General features: G+C 69.2%; 18 protein-coding genes. 3 read left to right on the forward strand and 15 right to left on the reverse strand.

Annotated elements, in window-relative coordinates:
* Positions 1–161: 161 nt before the first annotated feature.
* From V5F59_RS08755 to ssuD, 10 genes are all read right to left on the reverse strand, one after another.
* Complete coding sequence (locus tag V5F59_RS08755; RefSeq protein ID WP_393981737.1) at positions 162–578, reverse strand: DUF2703 domain-containing protein; 417 nt, start codon at positions 576–578, stop codon at positions 162–164.
* A gap of 3 nt (positions 579–581) precedes the next feature.
* The gene (locus tag V5F59_RS08760) at positions 582–821 is read right to left on the reverse strand and encodes a hypothetical protein (RefSeq protein ID WP_393981735.1); all 240 of its coding nucleotides are present in this window, start codon (positions 819–821) and stop codon (positions 582–584) included.
* A gap of 414 nt (positions 822–1,235) precedes the next feature.
* Complete coding sequence (locus V5F59_RS08765; RefSeq protein ID WP_393981733.1) at positions 1,236–2,483, reverse strand: SfnB family sulfur acquisition oxidoreductase; 1,248 nt, start codon at positions 2,481–2,483, stop codon at positions 1,236–1,238.
* Between the two features lie 29 nt (positions 2,484–2,512).
* Complete coding sequence (locus tag V5F59_RS08770; RefSeq protein ID WP_393981731.1) at positions 2,513–3,277, reverse strand: ABC transporter ATP-binding protein; 765 nt, start codon at positions 3,275–3,277, stop codon at positions 2,513–2,515.
* Positions 3,278–3,349: 72 nt separating this feature from the next.
* On the reverse strand, positions 3,350–4,699 hold the full coding sequence (locus tag V5F59_RS08775; RefSeq protein ID WP_393981729.1) for an ABC transporter substrate-binding protein: 1,350 nt from the start codon (positions 4,697–4,699) through the stop codon (positions 3,350–3,352).
* A gap of 54 nt (positions 4,700–4,753) precedes the next feature.
* A complete protein-coding gene (locus V5F59_RS08780; protein ID WP_393981727.1) occupies positions 4,754–5,785 on the reverse strand; it encodes a branched-chain amino acid ABC transporter permease in 1,032 nt (343 codons plus the stop codon).
* A gap of 3 nt (positions 5,786–5,788) precedes the next feature.
* Positions 5,789–6,685, reverse strand: a complete 897-nt coding sequence (locus V5F59_RS08785; protein WP_393981725.1) for a branched-chain amino acid ABC transporter permease — start codon at positions 6,683–6,685, stop codon at positions 5,789–5,791.
* Entirely contained in the window at positions 6,685–7,590 is a 906-nt protein-coding gene (locus V5F59_RS08790; protein WP_393981723.1) for an ABC transporter ATP-binding protein, read from the reverse strand. The genes V5F59_RS08785 and V5F59_RS08790 overlap by 1 nt, the downstream gene beginning before the upstream one ends.
* Positions 7,591–7,644: 54 nt before the next feature.
* Entirely contained in the window at positions 7,645–8,757 is a 1,113-nt protein-coding gene (gene sfnG, locus V5F59_RS08795; RefSeq protein ID WP_393981721.1) for a dimethylsulfone monooxygenase SfnG, read from the reverse strand.
* A gap of 122 nt (positions 8,758–8,879) precedes the next feature.
* Complete coding sequence (gene ssuD / locus V5F59_RS08800; protein ID WP_393981719.1) at positions 8,880–10,001, reverse strand: FMNH2-dependent alkanesulfonate monooxygenase; 1,122 nt, start codon at positions 9,999–10,001, stop codon at positions 8,880–8,882.
* A 106-nt stretch (positions 10,002–10,107) separates the two neighbouring features.
* Here ssuD and V5F59_RS08805 point away from each other — a divergent pair, with 106 nt between their 5' ends.
* On the forward strand, positions 10,108–11,313 hold the full coding sequence (locus V5F59_RS08805) for an acyl-CoA dehydrogenase family protein (protein WP_393981717.1): 1,206 nt from the start codon (positions 10,108–10,110) through the stop codon (positions 11,311–11,313).
* 28 nt (positions 11,314–11,341) lie between these two features.
* On the opposite strand, the gene V5F59_RS08810 is transcribed toward V5F59_RS08805, so the two are convergent.
* Positions 11,342–13,363, reverse strand: a complete 2,022-nt coding sequence (locus V5F59_RS08810; protein ID WP_393981715.1) for an aliphatic sulfonate ABC transporter substrate-binding protein — start codon at positions 13,361–13,363, stop codon at positions 11,342–11,344.
* 434 nt (positions 13,364–13,797) lie between these two features.
* On the opposite strand from V5F59_RS08810, the gene V5F59_RS08815 reads away from it, so the two are divergent.
* Entirely contained in the window at positions 13,798–14,652 is an 855-nt protein-coding gene (locus V5F59_RS08815) for an amidohydrolase family protein (RefSeq protein ID WP_393981713.1), read from the forward strand.
* Positions 14,653–14,802: 150 nt separating this feature from the next.
* Here the strand turns inward: V5F59_RS08815 and V5F59_RS08820 are convergent, their stop codons facing one another.
* Positions 14,803–15,714, reverse strand: a complete 912-nt coding sequence (locus V5F59_RS08820; RefSeq protein ID WP_393981711.1) for a LysR family transcriptional regulator — start codon at positions 15,712–15,714, stop codon at positions 14,803–14,805.
* Positions 15,715–15,804: 90 nt separating this feature from the next.
* Between V5F59_RS08820 and V5F59_RS08825 the strand changes: the two genes are divergently transcribed.
* Positions 15,805–16,596, forward strand: a complete 792-nt coding sequence (locus tag V5F59_RS08825; protein ID WP_393981709.1) for an MBL fold metallo-hydrolase — start codon at positions 15,805–15,807, stop codon at positions 16,594–16,596.
* Positions 16,597–16,602: 6 nt separating this feature from the next.
* On the opposite strand, the gene V5F59_RS08830 is transcribed toward V5F59_RS08825, so the two are convergent.
* The 3 genes from V5F59_RS08830 to V5F59_RS08840 all read right to left on the reverse strand — a co-directional run bounded on the left by V5F59_RS08830 (position 16,603) and on the right by V5F59_RS08840 (position 19,408).
* Positions 16,603–17,550, reverse strand: a complete 948-nt coding sequence (locus V5F59_RS08830) for a sigma-70 family RNA polymerase sigma factor (RefSeq protein ID WP_393981707.1) — start codon at positions 17,548–17,550, stop codon at positions 16,603–16,605.
* Positions 17,534–17,998 carry a carboxymuconolactone decarboxylase family protein gene (locus tag V5F59_RS08835; protein ID WP_393981705.1) on the reverse strand — a complete coding sequence of 155 codons (465 nt, stop codon included), beginning with the start codon at positions 17,996–17,998 and terminating at the stop codon, positions 17,534–17,536. Before V5F59_RS08835 ends, V5F59_RS08830 begins: the two co-directional genes overlap by 17 nt.
* A 96-nt stretch (positions 17,999–18,094) precedes the next feature.
* Positions 18,095–19,408, reverse strand: a complete 1,314-nt coding sequence (locus V5F59_RS08840) for an N-acetylmuramoyl-L-alanine amidase (RefSeq protein WP_393981703.1) — start codon at positions 19,406–19,408, stop codon at positions 18,095–18,097.
* Positions 19,409–19,551 lie beyond the last annotated feature (143 nt).

Raw genomic sequence — 19,551 nt, forward strand, 5'->3', positions numbered from 1 at the left:
CCCCGCAACCAAAATGCCCTTGAATTTCAGGGGTCTCGAAAGGGTCGCCGCAAGGCGGCCCTTTTGCGTTCTGGGGCTTGGCCCGCACCAAGATGGGTCGAAACACAGTAAGCCAATCGGAGGGCGGCGCTCCCGCGCACGGCAACCACAAGGGCCGGCGCCTAGTCACCCTTGGCGGACGGTTCCAGCATGTGAGCCGCGGCTATCAGCGCGGCGCGAAGTAGGAGCCCCTCTGGGATCGTCTCAAATGTGGAGTTTTCCACCTCAACGGTCCTGCATTCAGAGTCGCCACAAACGGAACAGCACTGACTGCTGCCCACTTCAGCGCCCAACCACTCCTCCAATGGCTTTCCGCCGATCCAGATGCGGTTCGACTCGGAGGGGGCTAACCTGAAGGCGGCCTCGTCGATTTCCCGCACTTCGAGCTTGGGCTCGATCCCCAGCGGGCGCAGGGCCGACGCCAGCTTTGAAACCGCCGCCATCACTTCGCGGTGCGTGCTCCCGCAGCGATCACAGGTCAGACCGTCGCGATTGACCAGCCGCTGCCAGACGATTTCAAGCGTCTTCATTCCGGCCATGGCTCACTCCTCGTCTCCGGCCGTCGCGCGCTGGGAAATGGCCAGAGCGTGGAGTTGATACGCCTTGGTGGTGTCCGCCCCGGCCGCATCAATCATCATCGCGAGGGCGGCGCGGGTGATCTCCTTGCGCTTCGCCTGGGGGTGTCGCGCTTTCACGGCGTTGAATAACTGCTTCGCCGTAAGGCCGGGCCCTGCCAGCTCCAGCAGGGTGCGGCCGATATTCTGAAGCTCGGTAGATGCCATTGCCCCACCCCCGCGCGGTTTCCCATGGTCGCGAACTCATAGCATCGGGAGCGCATCAAACCTACCAGCGGAGCTGGTCCTGACTGAGCGCAAGCCATCACGTGTCCGCGCTGTGGTATTAGGCGACTTCCAGCGCGCCGGCCACTTGGGGCCGAGCGGGTTGCCGTCATGGGGCCGATCTGCGCGCCAGCGGCCAGGAGCTAACCTCCATCCTCGGCGGGAAGTGGCACTGAGCCGCATCGCTCCTGCCGTCGCCAGATGTTCAGTTCCGCCAGCGCTCGGGCATGAGGGGCCGCGCGGACACGAGCGAGCCCGAGGGGGTGGTGCCTCGTGCGAAGCCTGGCTCCGGCACGCGCGCGCCGGAACCAGAAACCCGGAAGAGGCCATTCCTCGCGCCGGAGGCCGGCGTTCCGGTCAGCTCCAGGCGTGCAGCGGGGGCTTCACGTCGTTGAGGGCATAATTGCCGAGAATGGCGTATTTCCAGCGGACTGGATCGTGAAGCGTGTGGACGCGGGCGTTGCGCCAGTGCCGGTCGAGATTGTGCTCGGCCAGCGTCGAGCGCGTGCCGGCGAGCTCGAACAGCTTGTTGGTGGCCTCGATGGCGATCTCGGTGGAGAGGATCTTTGCCTCCGCCGTCACGATCTGGGCATGGGCCACCGTCTCCGGCGTCGGGTTGGCCACGGCCGCATCCACGGCGAGGCCCGCCTTCTCCTGCAGGGCCTCGGCGGCATGGAGGCGCAGCGTCAGGGCACCCACCGCCTGGATGGTGTAGGGGTCCTCCCAGGCATGGTCGAGGCCGCTGTCCACCCAGGGGCGGGTCCTGGTCCGGACGAAGCGCACCGTCTCCTCGATGGCCGCCTTGGCGATGCCGTTGTCAACGCCCACCTGAATGATCTGGAAGATGGCGCCGTCGGCGGAGGGCGTCTCGTAGCCCTTGTAGCCGGGCACGAGATGGGTCTTCGGCACCTTCACGTCGTCGAGGATCACGGTGCCCGAGAGGGTCGTGCGCTGGCCGAAGGAGCTCCAGTCGTCGATCACGGTGAGACCCGGGGCGTTGCGGTCGGCGATGGCGTACCAGGCGCGGCCCTCCTCATCCAGGGCGACGATCGGCACCTTGTGGGCGAGGAGAGCGCCGGTGGCGTAGAACTTCCGGCCCTTCACGATCACATGGTCGCCGGCATCGACGAAGCGCGTCTCGAAATCGACGGCGCGCTTCGAGCCGAACTCGGAGAAGGCGTTGCCATAGCGCGTGCCGGCCAGCACCTCGGCGAACAGGCGCGCCTTCTGCGCCTCGTCGGAGACGGTGCGGATGGCGGCGACCACGCCGAGATGGTTCTGGGAAATCTGGCCCACGGAGGAATCCGCCGCCGAGATAATCTCCACCACGCGCACCAGCGTGGCATAGGACACCTCGGGGCCGCCGAAGGCCTTCGGCACGTTGATGGACCACAGCCCGCTCTGGGAGAAGGCGTCCAGCTCCGCGAGGGGCCAGATCCGGTCGCGGTCACGCGCGGCCGCGCCCGCGGCGATGCCGGGGGCGAGCGCCTCGGCGACGGCGATCGCCTCCGCATCGTCCTTCAGCACGCGCGCCGGCGCGCCGGGACGCGGCACGGCGGGCACCGCCTTGGCCGCGGTGCTGGTATCGACTTTCGGGATCGTCATGTGCGTCCTCCTTCATGGAACATCGGGTGTCACACGGCGTGGGGCGCTCCCTCGCCGAGATAGAAGGCCTTGATGTCCTCGCGATTGCGCAGCTCCGCCGCCGTCCCTTCCAGCACCACCACGCCGTTCTCCAGCACGGTGGCGGTGTCGGCATAGGTGAGGGCGACGGTGGAGTTCTGCTCGGCGACGAGGATCGAGAGCTGCTCTTGCGTGTTCAGCTGCTTCAGCGTGCGGAAGATGTCCCGGACCACGAGGGGGGCGAGGCCCATGGATGGCTCATCGAGGACGATGAGGCGCGGTCGCGCCATCAGGGCCCGGCCGATGGCGAGCATCTGCTGCTCGCCGCCGGAGGTGAGCCCGGCGGGGGCGCGGCGCTTCTCGGCGAGGCGCGGAAACCAGCCATAGACGCGGTCGAGGTCGCGGGCGATGTCGGCGCGTCCCGATCCCCGGCCGATGGCGCCGGTGACGAGATTGTCCTCCACCGTCAGCGAACGGAAGACGTGGCGGCCCTCCAGCACCTGGACGAGGCCGAGCCGGACGAGATCGCCCGTGGAGGTGGCCCGCACGTTGTGTCCCTCGAACCGGATGGCTCCTGCCGTCACCCGCCCGCGCTCGGCCGGGAGCAGGTTTGCCACGGCCTTGAGGGTGGTGGACTTGCCGGCGCCGTTCGATCCGAGCAGGGCCCGGATCTCGCCACGGCGGACGGTGAAGGAGACGCCGTGGAGGGCCACGACGGCCTGGTTGTAATCGGCCTCGATCGCCTCGACGACGAGCTGGATTTCCTCGTGCGGCATGTCGCTTCTCCCGGCCGGCGGAGGCCTCGCCCCGCCGCCGCCCGCGCCTCGGCCTTCCTCACGCGGCAGGGCTCACTTGACCGCCGCTACCTGGTCCGCATCGCCGGAGGTGCGCAGGGTGATGCCCTTCTCCTTGGCGTAGGCTTCGGCCGACTTCTCGATGATGGGGCGCAGGAGCTTCCAGTCCGGCGCGATCCAGTCGGAGACGACCTTCCACTTCTTGCCGTCCCACTGCTGGAAGGTGACGTAGCCGTCGCCCTCGTGATTGTCCCAGGTGACGTTGATCGAGTGGAACAGGTCCTTCGCGCCGAGCTGCTCGATGCGGGCGGCGTCGAGCTTCAGATGCTCGAAGCCCCAGCGCACCTCGTCGCCGGTGAGCGTGCGCTTGCCGAAGCGCTCCTGGGCGATGCGCACGGCTTCCACGTTCAGGATGCCGTTGACGATGCCGAGGTTGTGGTAGACGGAACCGATGCGGTTCTTGTCCTCAAGGTTGCCCTTGCCGGCGCCGTAGACCGTCTTCACGATCTCCTGGATGATGGGATAGGTGCTGCCGGAGGCCTGGGTGGTGATGGCGGTGTAGCCGATGGCGGCATCCCCGGCCGGGATCACGTCCTCCTCCGAATTGGACCAGACGTTGCCGACGATGTGGTCCACCGGAAAGCCGACCTTGACGGCGGTCTTCAGCGCCACCGGGTTCATCACCCCCCAGCCGCGCAGCACCACGAAATCGGGCTTGGTGCGGCGGATGGTGAGCCACTGGGCCTGCTGCTCGTTGCCGGGATGGGGCACCTCGATCTGCTGCACCTCGAAGCCGTATTTCTTCGCCAGCAGGTCGTAGATCGGGATCGTCTCCTTGCCATAGGGCGAGCCGTGGTAGAGCACGGCGAGCTTCTTGCCCTTCAGCCCTTCCGGACCGCCGACCTTGGCGGCGATGTAGTTCACGATGCCGGAGGTCTCGCTGTAGGGATTGAGCAGCAGCGGGAAGACATACGGGAATACCCGGCCGTCGGTGGAATCCGTGCGGCCGTGGTTGATGGTGATGAGGGGCACCTTGTCCTGGGTGATGCGGTCAATCATGGCGTAGGCGATGCCAACCGAGAGGGGGTTCCAGGCGGCGACGCCCGGGTGGTTTTTCAGCCGCTCGTAGACCTCCACGCCGCGCTCGACCTCATACTGGGTCTCGCCTTCCGACCAGGTGAGCTTGACGCCGTTGACGCCGCCGTCGCGGCTGTTGATGAGGTTGAGGTAATCGATGAACCCGCCGAAGAAGCCGGTGCCGCCGGCCGCATAGGGCCCGACGCGATAGCTCTGCAGCGGGAAATACTGCTCGTCCGCCGCCGCCGGGCGCAGGGGCGCGACGGACAGCCCGAGGGTGAGGGCCGTGGCGAGGGCCGCGGCCCTGAAGGTCAGGTGAAGGGACATCTGGGCACACTCCGCGTGTGGGTGGATCAGGTTCGGGTTTGCTCGCGCGCCGGTTCAGGCGGACGGCACGAGCCGGGCCTTCAGGCGATCCCAGAGGGCGACGAGGCCGTCGGGCTCGGCGATCAGGAAGGTGACGATGAGGGCGCCGAGCACGATGCGCTGGCTCATGTCGAGGACGCCTGAATCGAACGTGTCGCCGAGAAGGAAGACGCCGATCCGGGACAGGAGCAGGGGGAAGGCCACGATCAGCGCCGCGCCGAAGAAGGCTCCGCGGATGGTGGCCAGCCCGCCGATGATGATGATGAAGAGGATCTGGAACGACCGGTCGAGGTTGAAGCCCGCCGGCTCCACCGTGCGCAGATAGGCGAACGCCCACAGCACGCCGGCGACGCCGATGTAGAAGGAGGAGATGGCGAAGACCGTGAGCTTGGTCCTGAGCACCGGCACGCCGATGATGCGGGCCGCGGTCTCGTTGTCGCGCACCGCCACGAAATTCCGCCCGGTCTGCGACAGCACGAGGCGTCGGGCCCCCCAGGTGAGGAGCGCCACCAGCGTGAGGGCGAAGACATAGCGCCCGTTCGCGCCCTCGAACGACAGGCCGAACAGCTTGAGCGGCGGCGCATCGATCACGCCGGAATTGCTGCCGTTGGAGAACCAGGAGAATTTGGTCAGCACCCACTGCACGAAGAACTGCGCCGCGAGGGTGGACACCGCCAGATAGAAGCCGCGCAGCCGGAGGCTCGGCAGGCCGAAGACGATGCCGACCAGCGCCGCCGCGCCGCCCGAGAGCACGATGGTGAGCAGCAGCGGGAGGCCGGGAATGCGCAGGTTCAGGTTATAGGCGGCATAGGCGCCCACCGCGAGAAAGGCGGCCGAGCCGAGCGAGACTTGCCCGGCATAGCCGGTCAGCAGGTTGAGCCCGACGCCCGCCAGCGCGAGGGCCAGGAAGGGCAGGAGGATGGCCTCGATGAGATAGTTGGAGCCGACCAGCGGCACCGCCCCATAGGCGAGCGCCAGCAGCGCGATCGGCGCGACGCAGCGGGGCAGGCGCGGGCGGGTCTCGACGTCGACGGCGACGCTGGACATGGCTCACACCCTTTCCACGAGCTTCTGGCCGAACAGGCCAGTGGGGCGCACCAGGAGGAAGGCGAGGGCGGCCACATAGGCGAACCAGCCTTCGATGCCGCCGCCGATGAACGGTCCGAGATAGACTTCCGCCAGCTTCTCGGTGGCGCCGATGAGGAGGCCGCCGACGATCGCGCCGAGGATGGAATCGAAGCCGCCGAGCACGAGCACCGGCAGCGCCTTGAGCACCACCAGCGACAAGGAGAATTGGACCCCGAGCCGCGCCCCCCACAAAAGCCCCGCCACCAGCGCCACGAGGCCCGCGGTGGTCCACACCGTCGCCCAGATGCGCGGCAGGCGCAGCCCGACGGCGAGGGCCGCGATCTGGTCGTCCGCCACCGCGCGGAAGGACAGGCCGACCCGGGTCCAGCGGAAGAAGGCGCTGAGCGCCGCCACCATGGCCGCCGCCACCGCCGCGGCGAACAGGTCGAAGGTGGAGATGAGCACGCCGCCCACCTCGAACGGCGTGTCGTCGATGCCCAGATCCAGCCCGTGCACCTGCGTGCCCCAGAGCAGCTGAGCCGCGCCCTCGATGATGTAGGAAAGGCCCAGGGTCGCCATGAACAGGGTGATCGGCGGCTTGTTGACGAGCGGCCGCAGCATCGTGCGCTCCACCGCGATGGCGAGCAGCATCATGGCGAGGGCGGTGAGGGCAAGGGCCACGACGAAGGGCAGGCCCTTCTCGGTCAGGCTGACGAAGGTGAGTGCCGCGAACAGGACCAGCGAGCCCTGGGCGAAGTTGAGCACGCCGGAGGTCTTGTAGATCAGCACGAAGCCGATGGCGACGAGCGAGTACATCACCCCGGAGAGGAGCCCACCCACCAGGACCTCGATGAAGAAGGGGAAGTTGAAATCACCCATCAGATGCCGCCTCCGGCCTCGATGTCGTGGGGAATGCCGAGATAGGCGTCGATGACCACCGGGTCGGTGCGCACCTCGGCCGGTGGGCCGTCGGCGATCTTGCGGCCGTAGTCGAACACGGCGACCTGGTCCGAGAGCCCCATGACGAGGCCGATGTCATGCTCGATGAGGATGATGGTGGTGCCCCAGCGCTCGCGCGCCGCGCGGATGAAGCCCGCCATCTCCTGCTTCTCGGTGGCGGTCATGCCCGCCAGCGGCTCGTCGAGCAGCAGGATCCGCGGCCGCGCGACGAGGGCGCGCGCCAATTCCACGCGCTTCTGCAGGCCGTAGGGCAGGGTGCCGGCGCGGCGGTCACGCACCGCTTCCAGGCGCAACGTCGCGATCACCTCGTCCGCCGCCGCCCGCGCCTCGCGGGTCTCCCGCGCGGCCCGGCCGATGCCGAGCACCTGCTCCACAAGGGTGGAGCGCGCCCGGTAGGCGAGGCCGGAGACGATGTTGTCCACCACGTCGAGGCCGCGGAACAGCGCCAGATTCTGGAAGGTGCGCGCGACGCCGAGCTGCGCGAGGCGGTGGGCGGGGACCTGGGAGAAGCTCTCCTCGCCGATCCACACGCGCCCCGCATCCGGCCGGTAGGCGCCGGAGACGATGTTGACCAGCGAGCTCTTGCCGGCGCCGTTGGGGCCGATGATGGCGCGGATCTCTCCCGCACGCACGGCAAGGCTGATCCCGGCGAGGGCGGTGACGCCACCGAACGACAAGGTGATGTCCTCGAGCGCGAGCACCGGCCCGCCGTGCGCGGGGAGCCGCAGGCTCCGCCGCGCGCCGGCCTCGGCCTCGCGGTGGCCCGCCCGTTCCAAAGCGGGCGCAAGCGCTCTTTCGAGCGTTCCGCCGAGAACGCCGGTCATGGGGTCTCTCCGGAAGGAAGGGAAAGCGGCGGAGGCTGGCTCCGCCGCGGAAGGTCATTCCGCCGCGATGTCGGCGACGGCCTCGCGGGCTTCCAGCTCGCGGACCAGCGGGATGACGTGCTTGCCGAAATATTCGACCTCTTCCTGGAAATGCAGGAAGCCGAGGAGGATCAGGTCGGCGCCGGCGTGCTTCAGCTCGATGATGCGCTCGGCCACCTGCCGTGGCGTGCCGATGAGGTTGGAGCGGAAACCGTCATTATATTGGACGAGATCCTGGAACGTGGACTTTGCCCAGTTGCCCTCGCGCTCCGGTGAAGCATTCCCGGCGTTCTGCACTTCATCGTGGAAGCCGCGCACGGCGTCCGGGATCGCCTTGTCGAGGATCTCCTGGAGCGTGTCCTTCGCCTCCTGCTCGGTCTCGCGCACGATGCCGAAGGCGTTGATGCCGATCTTCGTCGGGAAGGTCTTGCCGAAACCGGCTTCCTTGCCACGGATGTCGTCCACCTGCACCTTGAGGCCGGCCGGCGTGTTGCCGTTGGTGAAGTACCAGTCGGACACCCGCGCCGCCATGTCCCGCGCCGCGCGCGAGGAACCGCCCTGGAAGATCTGCGGCAGCGGCTCCAAGGGCTTCGGCTTCACCGAATAGTCCTTGAAGCGGTAGAAATCGCCGCGATAGGTGAAGCTGTCCTCGTTCCAGATGCCGCGCAGGGTCTCGATGAATTCCTCGGAGCGGCGATAGCGCTCGTCATGGTCGAGCCACGGCTCGCCGATGGCGGCGAACTCGCCGCGGAACCAGCCCGAGACGATGTTGACGTGGACGCGGGCGTCGGTGAGGTGGCTGATGGTGGCGATCTGCTTGGCGAGCAGGGCCGGATGCCACGGGCCGGGCAGGATCGCCGCGATCACGTTCAGCTTCTCGGTGGCCGCCAGCAAGGCGTGGGAGAAGGTGACGGATTCATGCTGCTTGTCGGCGCCATAGCCGGCGGTGAAGCGGATCTGCGTCAGCGCGAACTCGAAGCCCGCGGCCTCGGCGATCTGCGCGAGCTTGCGGTTGTAGTCGATGGTCCAGCTGGTGCGCTGCTCGATGCTGGAGATGACAAGCCCCCCAGAGACGTTGGGCACCCAATAAGCGAACCTGACCGGCGCGCGTGCGGCTTTGGTCGACATGGATCTGGTCCTTCATTCAGAGGTCGGCACAAGTGCCCGTTGGAGAGCCTGCCGGCCGATCCTGTCGGCCGGGTTTGCGGTGTGGCGTCCAGCTTTCCGCCTGGCGCCGGGCCCGTGGGCCATCAGTTGCGCGCCGGCAGCTCGCCGAACGGGCTGACGAAGTTGACGATCGGCCCGACGGCCTCCGGCTCGTCCGGCCGTTCCACCGGCAGCAGCGGAAACAGCGTCTCGGCGACGCGATAGGCCTCTTCCAGGTGCGGGTATCCGGAGAGCACGAAGGATTCGATGCCCAGGTCGCGATATTCCTCGATCCGGTCGGCCACCTGCTGCGGCGTGCCGACCAGGGCTGTCCCGGCGCCGCCGCGCACCAGCCCGATGCCGGCCCAGAGGTTGGGGGCGATCACCAGGTTCCCGCTTCGGGCGAGACGGGTCATCCGGCGCTGGCCCTCGGAATCGAACCGGTCGAACTGGCGGTGCGCCGCATCGATGGCGCTGCGGTCCACATGCTTGATGATGTCGTTTGCCGCATCCCAGGCCTCGGCCTCGGTCTTGCGCACGATCACATGCACCCGGAGGCCGTAGCTGAGCGTGCGGCCGAAGCGGTCGGCCCGGGCGCGCACGTCGGAGATCTTCTCCCGCACGGCGTCGAGCGGCTCGGCCCAGCTCAGGTAGGTGTCGAAGTGTTCGGCGGCCACCGCATGGCCGGTCGGCGAGGAGCCACCGAAGAAGAGCCTGGGATAGGGCCGCTGGGCCGGCGGCAGGAGATGCTCGGCCCCGCGCACGGTCACGTGCTCGCCCGAGAAGTCCACCTTCTGCCCGGCCAGCACCCCCTTCCACACCTGGAAAAATTCGGCCGCCTGGGCGTAGCGTGCATCATGGTCGAGGAACACGCCGTCGCCGGCCAGCTCCTGGGCATCGCCGCCCACCACCACGTTCAGGTAGAAGCGCCCGCCGGACAGCCGGTCGAGGCTGGAAGCAAGGCGCGCGGCGAAGGTGGGCGACATGGAGGAGGGCTTGGTCGCGACGAGGAAGCGCAGCCGGCGCGTCGCGTCCGCCAGGGCGGCGGAGACCACATAGGCCTCCTCGCAGGTCTTGCCGCAGGGGACGAGGACGCCGTGGTAGCCAAGATCGTCGGCCGCCTGCGCGATCTGGCGCAGGTAGGCCGGTGTCGCCGGCCGCGCACCCTCCAGGGAGCCGATGTGAGGCCCATCGCCGAAGGTGGGCAAAAACCAGAAAACCTGCATCTCGACCACTCCAGAAACTCTAAATATAGCAGATAATGTCTATAGAATTACATTGTCAATGAAGAAAAACATGATGTAAAACCACATCGGAAAAGGGAGAAATTGGATGAATATTTGGAACGACAACAGCAATCGGCAGCCAATCCCGCAGGATGTGCTGGATTTGCAGCAGATCGTGCGGGAGGTGCAGCAGGCGCTGGCCGCAACGGCGGTGGAGCGGGATCGCATCGGCGGAACGGCCAAGGCGGAGCGCGACCTTCTGCGCCGTTCCGGTCTCCTCACCCTGGCCGTGCCGAAGGCCCATGGCGGCCATGGCGCCGGCTGGCCGGTGGTGCTCGCCAGCGTGCGCGAGCTGGCGAAGGTCGATTCCTCGCTCGCCCATCTTTATGCCTTCCAGCATCTGATGGTGGCGTCCGTGATCTTCTACGGGGCCCCCGTCCAGCAGCGCCGGTTCCTGGAGGAGACGGTGGCCGGGACCCTGTTCTGGGGCAATGCGCTCAATCCCCTCGACCAGCGCACGTCGCTTCGGCCGGATGGCGATGGCTTCCGCCTCGACGGAGCCAAGAGCTTCTGCTCGGGGGCGAGCGATTCCGACCGGCTGCTGGTCTCCGCCCACGATGGCGAGGGCAAGCTGCGCATCCTCGTGGTGCCCACCCGGCGCGACGGCATCGCCATCCTCGACGACTGGGACAACATGGGCCAGCGCCAGACCGACAGCGGCGGCGTCACCTTCTCCCATGTGCGGGTGGAGGCGGACGAGATCCTCGGGCCCCCCGGCCCGTTCGGCGACGTCTTCTCGGGGCTGCGGCCACTGCTCGCCCAGAGCATTCTCGCCACCATCTACCTCGGCATCGCGGAAGGCGCGTTCGCGCAGGCGCTCGCCTTCTCCCGCGGGCCGGGGCGGCCGTGGATCTTCTCCGGCGTGGAGCGGGCGGTGGACGACCCTTTTCTCCAGCATCACTATGGCGAGCTGTGGGTGGCGCTCGAAGGCGTGGACGCGCTCGCCGCGCGCGCCTGGGCGCGTTTCCAGGAGGCCTGGGAGAAGGGGCGTGCGCTGGATGCGGACACGCGCGGCCGCACGGCGGTGGCCATCGCCGCCTTCAAGGCCATGGCGGCGCGCGTCGGCCTCGATGTGACTGCCCGCGTGTTCGACCTCACCGGCGCCAAGGCGACCGCCGCGCGCCATGGGCTGGACCGCCATTGGCGCAACCTGCGGACCCACACGCTGCACGATCCGGTCGACTACAAGCTGAAGGAGCTGGGGGCGTGGGTGCTCACCGACCTCTGGCCGCAGCCGAGCTTCTATTCCTGACGGGAGGGCCTCTCCCGCCGGCCCCGCCTCATCCCATCCAGACCGCGCGGCCGACCTCGACGGCCGCCGGCAGGATGCCCGCATGGAAGAAGGCGTCGGCGATTTCCTGCTGCTGGCGGACCACGTCGTGATCGAGCGGGCGGGCGCCATAGGTGAGCCGGCCGTAGGCGACCTCCAGCGAGGCGGAGGAGATGCCGATCTCCGGCGCCATCCGCCGCGCCACCTGCGGCACGTGGGTGGCGGTGTATTTGCCGACGTTGCCCAGCTCCCCCAGGAGCAGGCCGATGACCTCCGGATTGGCCCGCACGAAGGCGTCGTTGCCCAGGTAGAACTGGTGGTTCGGCACGATCCCGCGCCCGTCGACAAGCTGGCGGGCGCGGCCTCGCAGCTCGGCCGCCGTCAGCAGCGGATCCCAGATGGCCCAGGCGTCGATTTCGCCCCGTGTCAGCCGGTCGAGCCCCTCGCCCGGAGGCGTCGCCACGAGGCGGATGTCGGAGAGGCCGAGACCGGTCGCCTCCAGGGCACGGAGCACGAAGTAGTGGCAGTTCGAGTGCAGCACGAGGCCGATGGTCCTGCCCTTCAGCTGCCGCACCGTCTCCAGCGGGCTGTCGGGCCGGACCATGAGCGCTTCGCTCAGTGGCGCCGGCGATTCATAGCCCACATAGCGCACCGGCGCGCCGGTGGACTGGGCGAAGACGGGTGGCGCCTCGCCGGTGGAGCCGAAGTCCACCCGGCCCCGGGCCAGCGCATCGAGCAGCTGCGGCCCGGCGGGGTATTCGTCCCACTGCACCTTGAAGCCGAGAGCCGCGAGATCGTCGGCGACGCGGCCGACCACCTTCAGGATCGAGGAGGTTCCGTATTTCTGGAAGCCGATCCGCAGCTCGCGAAAGGCCGACCGCTCCTCGCCGGAGGTGGTCGCCTGCGTCCGCTGGCGCCGCGGCAGGATGGCGCCCACATGGGCAAGCTGGGTGCGAAACGCATTGCGGCTGAGGCCGAGCCCCTCGGCGGCCCGCACCTGGTTGCCGTCGGCGAAATCATAGGCGGCGCGGACCATGGCGCGCGTCACCCGGTCGAAGATGGAGGGCTCGGCATCGAGGACCGCCCGCCCGATGAGGCTGCGCACCTTGCCTTCGAGATCGGCCGGCTCGCTCTCCTTCACGCGCGGCGACCGCGTCAGGCGCAGGTCGCCGCTCTCCACCACCGGGCCGCGGGCGAGAAGCACGGCATTGTGCACGACATTTTCTAGCTCGCGGATGTTGCCCGGCCAGTCGTGGCGCCGCAGGGCGCGCAGCGCCGGATTGGAGAAGGCGAGGTCGGGCCGGCCGAGACGCGTGCGGTAGACCGCGAGGAAATGCTGGGCGAGGGGCTCCACGTCGCCGAGCCGCTCACGCAGCGGAGGCAGATGGACCTGCGCGACGTTGAGGCGGAAATAGAGGTCTTCGCGGAAGCGGCGGGCCTCAATGGCCGCGTCGAGGTCCACGTTGGTGGCCGCGACCACGCGGATGTCCACAGTGACGGCGCGTCGGCTGCCGAGGCGCACCACCTCGCGCTCCTGCAGCACGCGCAGCAGCTTCACCTGCAGCGGCAGCGGCAGGTCTCCGATCTCGTCGAGGAAGAGCGTGCCGCCGTTGGCGCTCTCGAACCAGCCCGCCTGGGTGCGGTCGGCGCCGGTGAACGCGCCCCTCTCCCAGCCGAACAACTCGGCTTCGGCCAGCGTGTCGGCGAGGGCGCCGCAATTGACCGCCACGAAGGGGCCGTCGCGGCGCGCGCTCGCCGCATGGATGTAGCGGGCGACGAGCTCCTTGCCGGTGCCGGTTTCTCCCACCACGAGAACCGTCGCCTCGCTGGGCGACACGCGGTCGAGATCGCGCCGCAGGGCGAGGGAGAGGGGATCGCAGAACACCATGGCGCTTGCCCGCCCCGAAGGCTCGCTCACGCCCCTGCGACCGCCGCCGAAGGAAACCAGGCCGACCGCCCCGGCGGGCGCCCCGGCAATCCGGATCCCGGCATTCTCCACCGGGGAGAGGCTTGCGGGGGGACGATCGGTCATGGCAGCTGTGTCCAGGTTGCGCATGTGAAGACCATTTAATTAATTTTGTAGATAGATTTTGTCAATAAATAAGCTGCCGAACCTTCGCGCGATGAACCGCCGCCAGACCTGCGGTGATCAAGCCGCATCGGCGAAGGGCCGGCTTCCAGCTGATGCCAATCCACCACCTGATCGTTCAAAGTGCGTCGGATGCAGCAGGCGCCATGCAGCCCCAAAGGCGCATCTGGCTGAGGACATGGTGTTTTTCTCTTGGCACCGGATCTGCTTGGGGGCCGGCCGGGCGGGTCCGTGACCCGCTGCGCGGCGCAGGTCGTGCGTCTTCCCCATCGGCCCCGCCATCGCATCCCCAGCGGGCGCGGGCCTCTCCTCGCATCTCGCGTGCTCGCGCAGCTCCGCCTGCGCACGATGCGTCTCTCCCTGCCACGGATGTCCTTATGCCGCGCAAGATCATCGACATTCGCAATCGTCCCGCCTTCCTCCATGATTTCTATGGGGCCCGCCGGGACACCCCCGAATTTGAAGTGGCGCGCTGGCTGAACCGCCGCACCGGCTCCCGCGATCCGGAGCATTTCGTCCGCTCCCAGACCGAAGACGGGTGGATCGCCGAGATCCGCGCGGCGGATCTCGAGGCCGCGGTGGTCATCGGCCGCGACACGCCGGCGATCCGCAACGACAATGACCAGATCGCGGCGCTGGCCGCAGCTCATCCGGAGGTGCTGGGCGTGGGCTCCGTCGATCCCCAGCGCCTCGGCACGCAGGGCGCCGTCGCCGAGGCCGAGCGCGCGGTGCGGACCCTCGGGCTCAAGGCCATCAATCTGGAGCCGACCTTCGGCGCTCCCGCCCGCGCGTTCGACGATCCGCTGCTGTGGCCGGTCTATGACGCGCTGGAGGATTGGGGCGTGCCCGTCTTTCTGATGACCGGGCCGACCACGCCGGACCCCGCGCTCAACGATCCCGATGCCATCGGCCGGGTGGCGGGCGCCTTTCCGCAGCTGAAGATCGTTGTCCACCACGGCGCGTGGCCGAAGGTGGCCGACATCATCGGCATCGCCTTTCGGTGGGAAAATGTGACGCTGGTTCCCGACATGTACATCTTCCAGCCGGGCACCGAGCTTTATGTGAGCGCGGCCAATGGCGCACTGGGTGACCAGTTCGCCTTCGGCTCGTCCTACCCCTTCCGCGCCCTCGCCCAGTCCATCGAGGACTATGCTCGCCTCGGCTTCCGCGACGCGGTGCTGGAGAAGGTCTTCCATGCCAACGCCAGGCGGCTGCTCGGGCTCGGGGGCTGAAGCCTTCGCCGAGCGGCGGAGCGCCCGGGTCGAGGCTGCCGGCCGGGACGGTGACGGCTGAAGGCGGGGCGCGGGCAGGGGCGCAGCACGCGGGGACGGCCCGGCGCGCACCCGCCAGCCGCGCGCCGGGTGTTCTCGGGAGCGGAGCGGTCAGGCCTCCGGCGGGGTGAAGAGGGGGGCGTCGGCGGTGAAGCGCTCCACCAGGACATCGCGCACGGCGCGCACCGCGCCGTCATCGGGGGCGAGGCGGTTGGTGAGGAGGAAGAGATCCCGCGGTGGCGCATCGCGGCCGAGGTCGAGGCGCACCAGCTCCGGCATCCCGGTGGCGATGAAATGGGGCACGACGGCGATGGCGAGCCCGGCCTTGGCCGCAAGGGCCTGGGTCGTCTGGGTATTGGCGCGCAGCACCAGCCGCGCGCCGGGAAAGTGCCGCTTCAGCCATGTCGCCTCGGGCAGATGCGCATTGGCCTCGTCGAAGGTGGCGAAGGCCGGCGCGGCACCCGCCGCCAGCCGCGCCCGCCACTCGGGGCGGGCGTAGAAGCCGAAGCCCACGGTGACGAGGCGCCGTGCGACGGCCTCCCCATCCTTCGGAGCCCCGAGCCGCAGGGCGATGTCCACCTCGCGCCGCGACAGGCTGGCGAGCCGCCGGTCGGCGGCGATCTCGATGTCGATGCCCGGATGGCGTTCCGCCAGCGCGGCAAGCCGTGGCACCAAATAGGAATCGGCGAGGCTCGGCGTCGCGCCGATGCGGACGAGGCCGGAAAGGGCATGGCCCTCGTGCCGACGAAACAGGCGCCGGGCCGCCTTCTCCATGGCGTCCGCCGCCTCCAGCGCATGGTGGCCGGCCTGCGTGAGCCCGTAGCCGTCCGGCCGGCGCTCGAACAGCCGCGCGCCCAGCGCCTGTTCCATGCCGGCGATGCGACGGGCGACGGTGGCGTGGTTCACCCCGAGCGCGCGGGCGGTGGCGGAGAGGCTGCCGTGGCGGGCGAGGGCGACGAAGAAGCGCGCATCCTCCCAGTCGAGGGCCAGACGCGCGGGGCCTGTGCGATTTTGATCAGCCATTGGGAGAGAATAGCGAATTTTCGCAAAGCCCGCGCGGGGTCATCCTCCGGCCCGAAACCTTTCCCGGCACGCTTTGGCGAGGACCATTTCATGAGCGGCGACATTCCGGCGGGCGAAACGGCCCGCATCACCTTCATCGGCGGCCCCACGGTGCTGATCGAGATCGGCGGCTTCCGCCTCGTCACCGATCCCACCTTCGATCCGCCGGGCCTCTACACCACCGCGCCGGTGCGCTTCGAGAAGACGCGCGGGCCGGCGATCCCGGTGGAGGACATCGGCGAGATCGATGCCGTGCTCCTCTCCCACGACCAGCATCTCGACAATCTCGACCATGCCGGCCGCGCCCTGCTGCCGAGGGCGCGGGCGGTCTACACCACGAAGGTCGGCGCCACGCGCCTCGGCGGCAACGCCATTGGCCTCGCCCCGTTCGAGACGGCCACGCTGGAGGTGCCCGGCAAAGGGCGCCTCCTCATCACCGCCGCACCCGCGCGCCACGGGCCGGTGGGCATCGAGCCCATCACCGGCGAGGTGGTGGGGCTCCTGGTCGGCCGCGATGCGCCGGGGGATGCGCTCTACGTCACCGGCGATACCGTCTGGTACGAGGGCGTGGCGGAGGTGGCCCGGCGCTTCGCGCCCAAGGTGGTGCTGGCCTTCGCCGGCTCGGCGGAGCCGCGCGGCACCTTCCACCTGACCATGGACAGCAACGACGTGATCGAGGTCGCCCACGCCTTCCCGCAGGCGCGGATCGTCGGCATCCACAACGACGGCTGGATCCATTTCAAGGAAAGCGCCGCCGACCTGGAGAAGAGCCTCGCGGCGCTGGGCCTCGCCGATCGCCTCGTGCCGCTGCCGCCCGGCACGCCGGTGCCGTTCGCTGTGTGAGGCGGGTCAGTTGAGCCCCGCGCGGTCGGACGGCCCCACGGGCAGGCGGCCGAGCTTGTCCGGGTTGCGGACGATGTAGATGCCGACGATGCGCCCGGCCTCGATCCGCAGCGCCGTCGCCTGGGGCACGCCGTCGCTCTCCATGGTCACGAAGCCGGGCAGGCCGCTGACCAGCCCGCGATGGACCACTTGCGGCCGGACGAATCCGGCCTTGCGGGCGAGGCCGAGGAACAGGCGCTCGATCCGTGCGCGACCGAAGACGGGGTTGAGGGCCGCCGGGCGCTTGCCTCCGCCGTCGGAGTAGAAGACCGCCTCGGCGGCAAGGAGCCGGCGCAGGCCCTCCGCATCGCCGAGGCGCGAGGCTTCGAGGAAGGCGTCGGCGATGCGCAGGCCCTCGTCGGGCTCCACCGGAAAGCGCGGCCGCGCTTCCCGCACATGGCGGCGGGCGCGGGCCGCGAGCTGGCGGCAGGCGGTTTCCTCGCGTCCCAGCGTGCCGGCGATCTCGGTGAAGGAGAGACCGAACACGTCGTGCAGCAGGAAGGCCGCCCGCTCCAGCGGCGAGAGACGCTCCAGCGCCAGCATGAGGACCAGGGAGATGTCCTCCGCCTCGGCGTCGGGGGCTTCCACCAAAGGCTCGGGCAGCCAGGGACCCACATAAATCTCCCGCTTCACCCGCGCCGATTTCAGATGGTCGAGGCACAGGCGGGTGACGACGCGGGCGAGATAGGCGGTGGGCTCCGCCACTGCGGCGCGGTCCGTCCGGTGCCAGCGCAGGAAGGCGTCCTGCACCACGTCCTCGGCATCCGCCATGGAGCCGAGCATGCGGTAGGCGATGGCGATGAGCCGCCGCCGGACCGGGCGGAAGGAGGCAGCTGCATCGGCGGCATCGGCCGCATCTCCCTCCTCCGGCGGAGGAAGGGCAGCCGGGGCCGCGCCGTCACTGCGCGGCGGCATGCGCCTCTCCCACGGGGTGGATCGACCGGAAGCCGATGGCGATGCGGTTCCAGGCGTTGATGGTGGTGATGAGCAGCGTCAGCTTCACCTGCTCCTCCGGCGAGAAGGCGGCGGCGAGCACCGCGTAGTCGGCATCGGGGGCGTGGGTCTGCGACACCAGCGTCAAGGCCTCCGTCCAGGCGAGGGCCGCCCGCTCCCGGTCAGTATAGAGCGGGGATTCGCGCCAGGCATCCAGGAGATAGAGGCGCTCCTCGCTCTCCCCGGCGGCCCGTGCGTCGCGCGTGTGCATGTGGATGCAGAAGGCGCAGCCGTTGATCTGCGAGGCGCGGGTCTTCACCAGCTCGATCAGGCTGAGCTCCAGCCCGCCGTCCTTCATGCGGGCTTCCAGGTCCAGCATGGCCTGCATGGTCTTGGGGGCGGTCTTGTAGGGATTGAGGCGCGGCTTCATCTCGGGTCTCCGGAGGGGTTCCGCGATGAAGACGAGGCGCCGGCCGGCGATGTGACATGGCCGGCGCGTGGGGGAGAGAATATTCGGGGCGGGGCTTCAGCGCTCGCCGGGGCGGGTGTCGGCGGCGAGGGCGGGTCCCGCGCCGCGCTCGGCGAAGAAGCGGGCGATGGCCTGCGTCATGGCCTCCGCCACCCGTTCGCGCCACGCCTCGGAGGTGAGGTCCCGGCGGTCGTCGGCGCTGGACAGATAGCCCAGCTCCACCAGCACCGACGGCACGTCATACGCCTTCAGCACACGGAATCCGGCGGATTTCAGCGGGGTGCGGTGGAGCCGCACGGCGCCCTTCATGCTGCCCACCAGCTCGCGGGCGACGCGGCCGGAGAAGCTGCGCGTCTCGCGCTGGGCGAGGTCCACGAGGATGCCCGCCACGTCATCCGGCTCGTCGGAAAGGTCGGCGCCGGCGATCAGGTCGGCCTTGTTCTCGCTGTCGGCGAGGCTTGCCGCCTCCGCGTCGCTGGCGGTGTCGGAGAGGGTGTAGACGCTGGCGCCGCGCGCCTGTCCCTCGCCGCGGGCAAGGGCGTCCGCATGCAGGGAGATGAACAGGGCGGCGCGGTTGACGCGGGCGATCTTCACGCGCTCGGTCAAGGGAATGAAGGTGTCCGTGGAGCGGGTAAGCACCACGCGCGCCACGCCGGCCTTCTCCAGGCGGTCCTTCAGGGCGAGGGCCGTTTCCAGCACGATGGTCTTCTCGGTGAAGGCACTGTAGCCCGTGGTGCCCGAATCGAGCCCGCCGTGGCCGGGGTCGATGACCACCACGGGCCGGTCGTCGCCGGTGGCGGGAACCGCCGGGGCCGGGGAGGGCGCCGCGGTGGCGCGCTGATCGCCCGCGGCGGCGGCCTTGAGGGCGAAGCTGGCCGCATCGGTCTTCACGAGATCGACCACGAGGCGCGCGGGCTGGTCGTCCACGGCGTCGAGCACGAAGGCCTTGTCCACGGCGACGGGGCCCGTGGCCTCCAGCACCATGCGCGCCTTGCCCGGCGCGAAGGCGCCGAATCGCCCGGTGGCCACCAGGCCGCGGCTCAGCTGGGTATCCTCCGGCTTCAGAGCGAACTGCACATCGGGCAGGTCGAGGATGACGCGGTAGGGATTGGCCAGGGTGAAGACACGGAATTCCGCGGCGCGGTCGAGATCGACCACGAGGCGGGTGCGCTTCGCATCCCCCGCGAGCCGCGCCTCCCGCGCGATAGCGGGGCCGGTGGCGGCGGCGTCCTGCGCCGTGGCCGGCATTGCCCACAGGAGGACGGCTATTGACGCAAGGGCATGGAGCGGGCCGCGATGGCTGCGGCGAGGTGTCCCGGTGCTGTGGGCGCCGGGGGGCGGGGGAGGCCCGCCATCGGGGCGTCGGTCCATGGGCATCCCACCTTCACGCGGTCTCGCCAGATCGAGCCTTGTAAGAAAATACCGATATGACGGGCTGCGTTAACCGAAGGTTGACGGCGTTATAGCCGCCAGGTGACAGCACGATAACGCATAAACCTTGCCAAGCAGGAAGT

Origin of the sequence: Xanthobacter nonsaccharivorans, from assembly GCF_043194755.2 — a bacterium.
Lineage (GTDB): Bacteria > Pseudomonadota > Alphaproteobacteria > Rhizobiales > Xanthobacteraceae > Xanthobacter > Xanthobacter autotrophicus_G.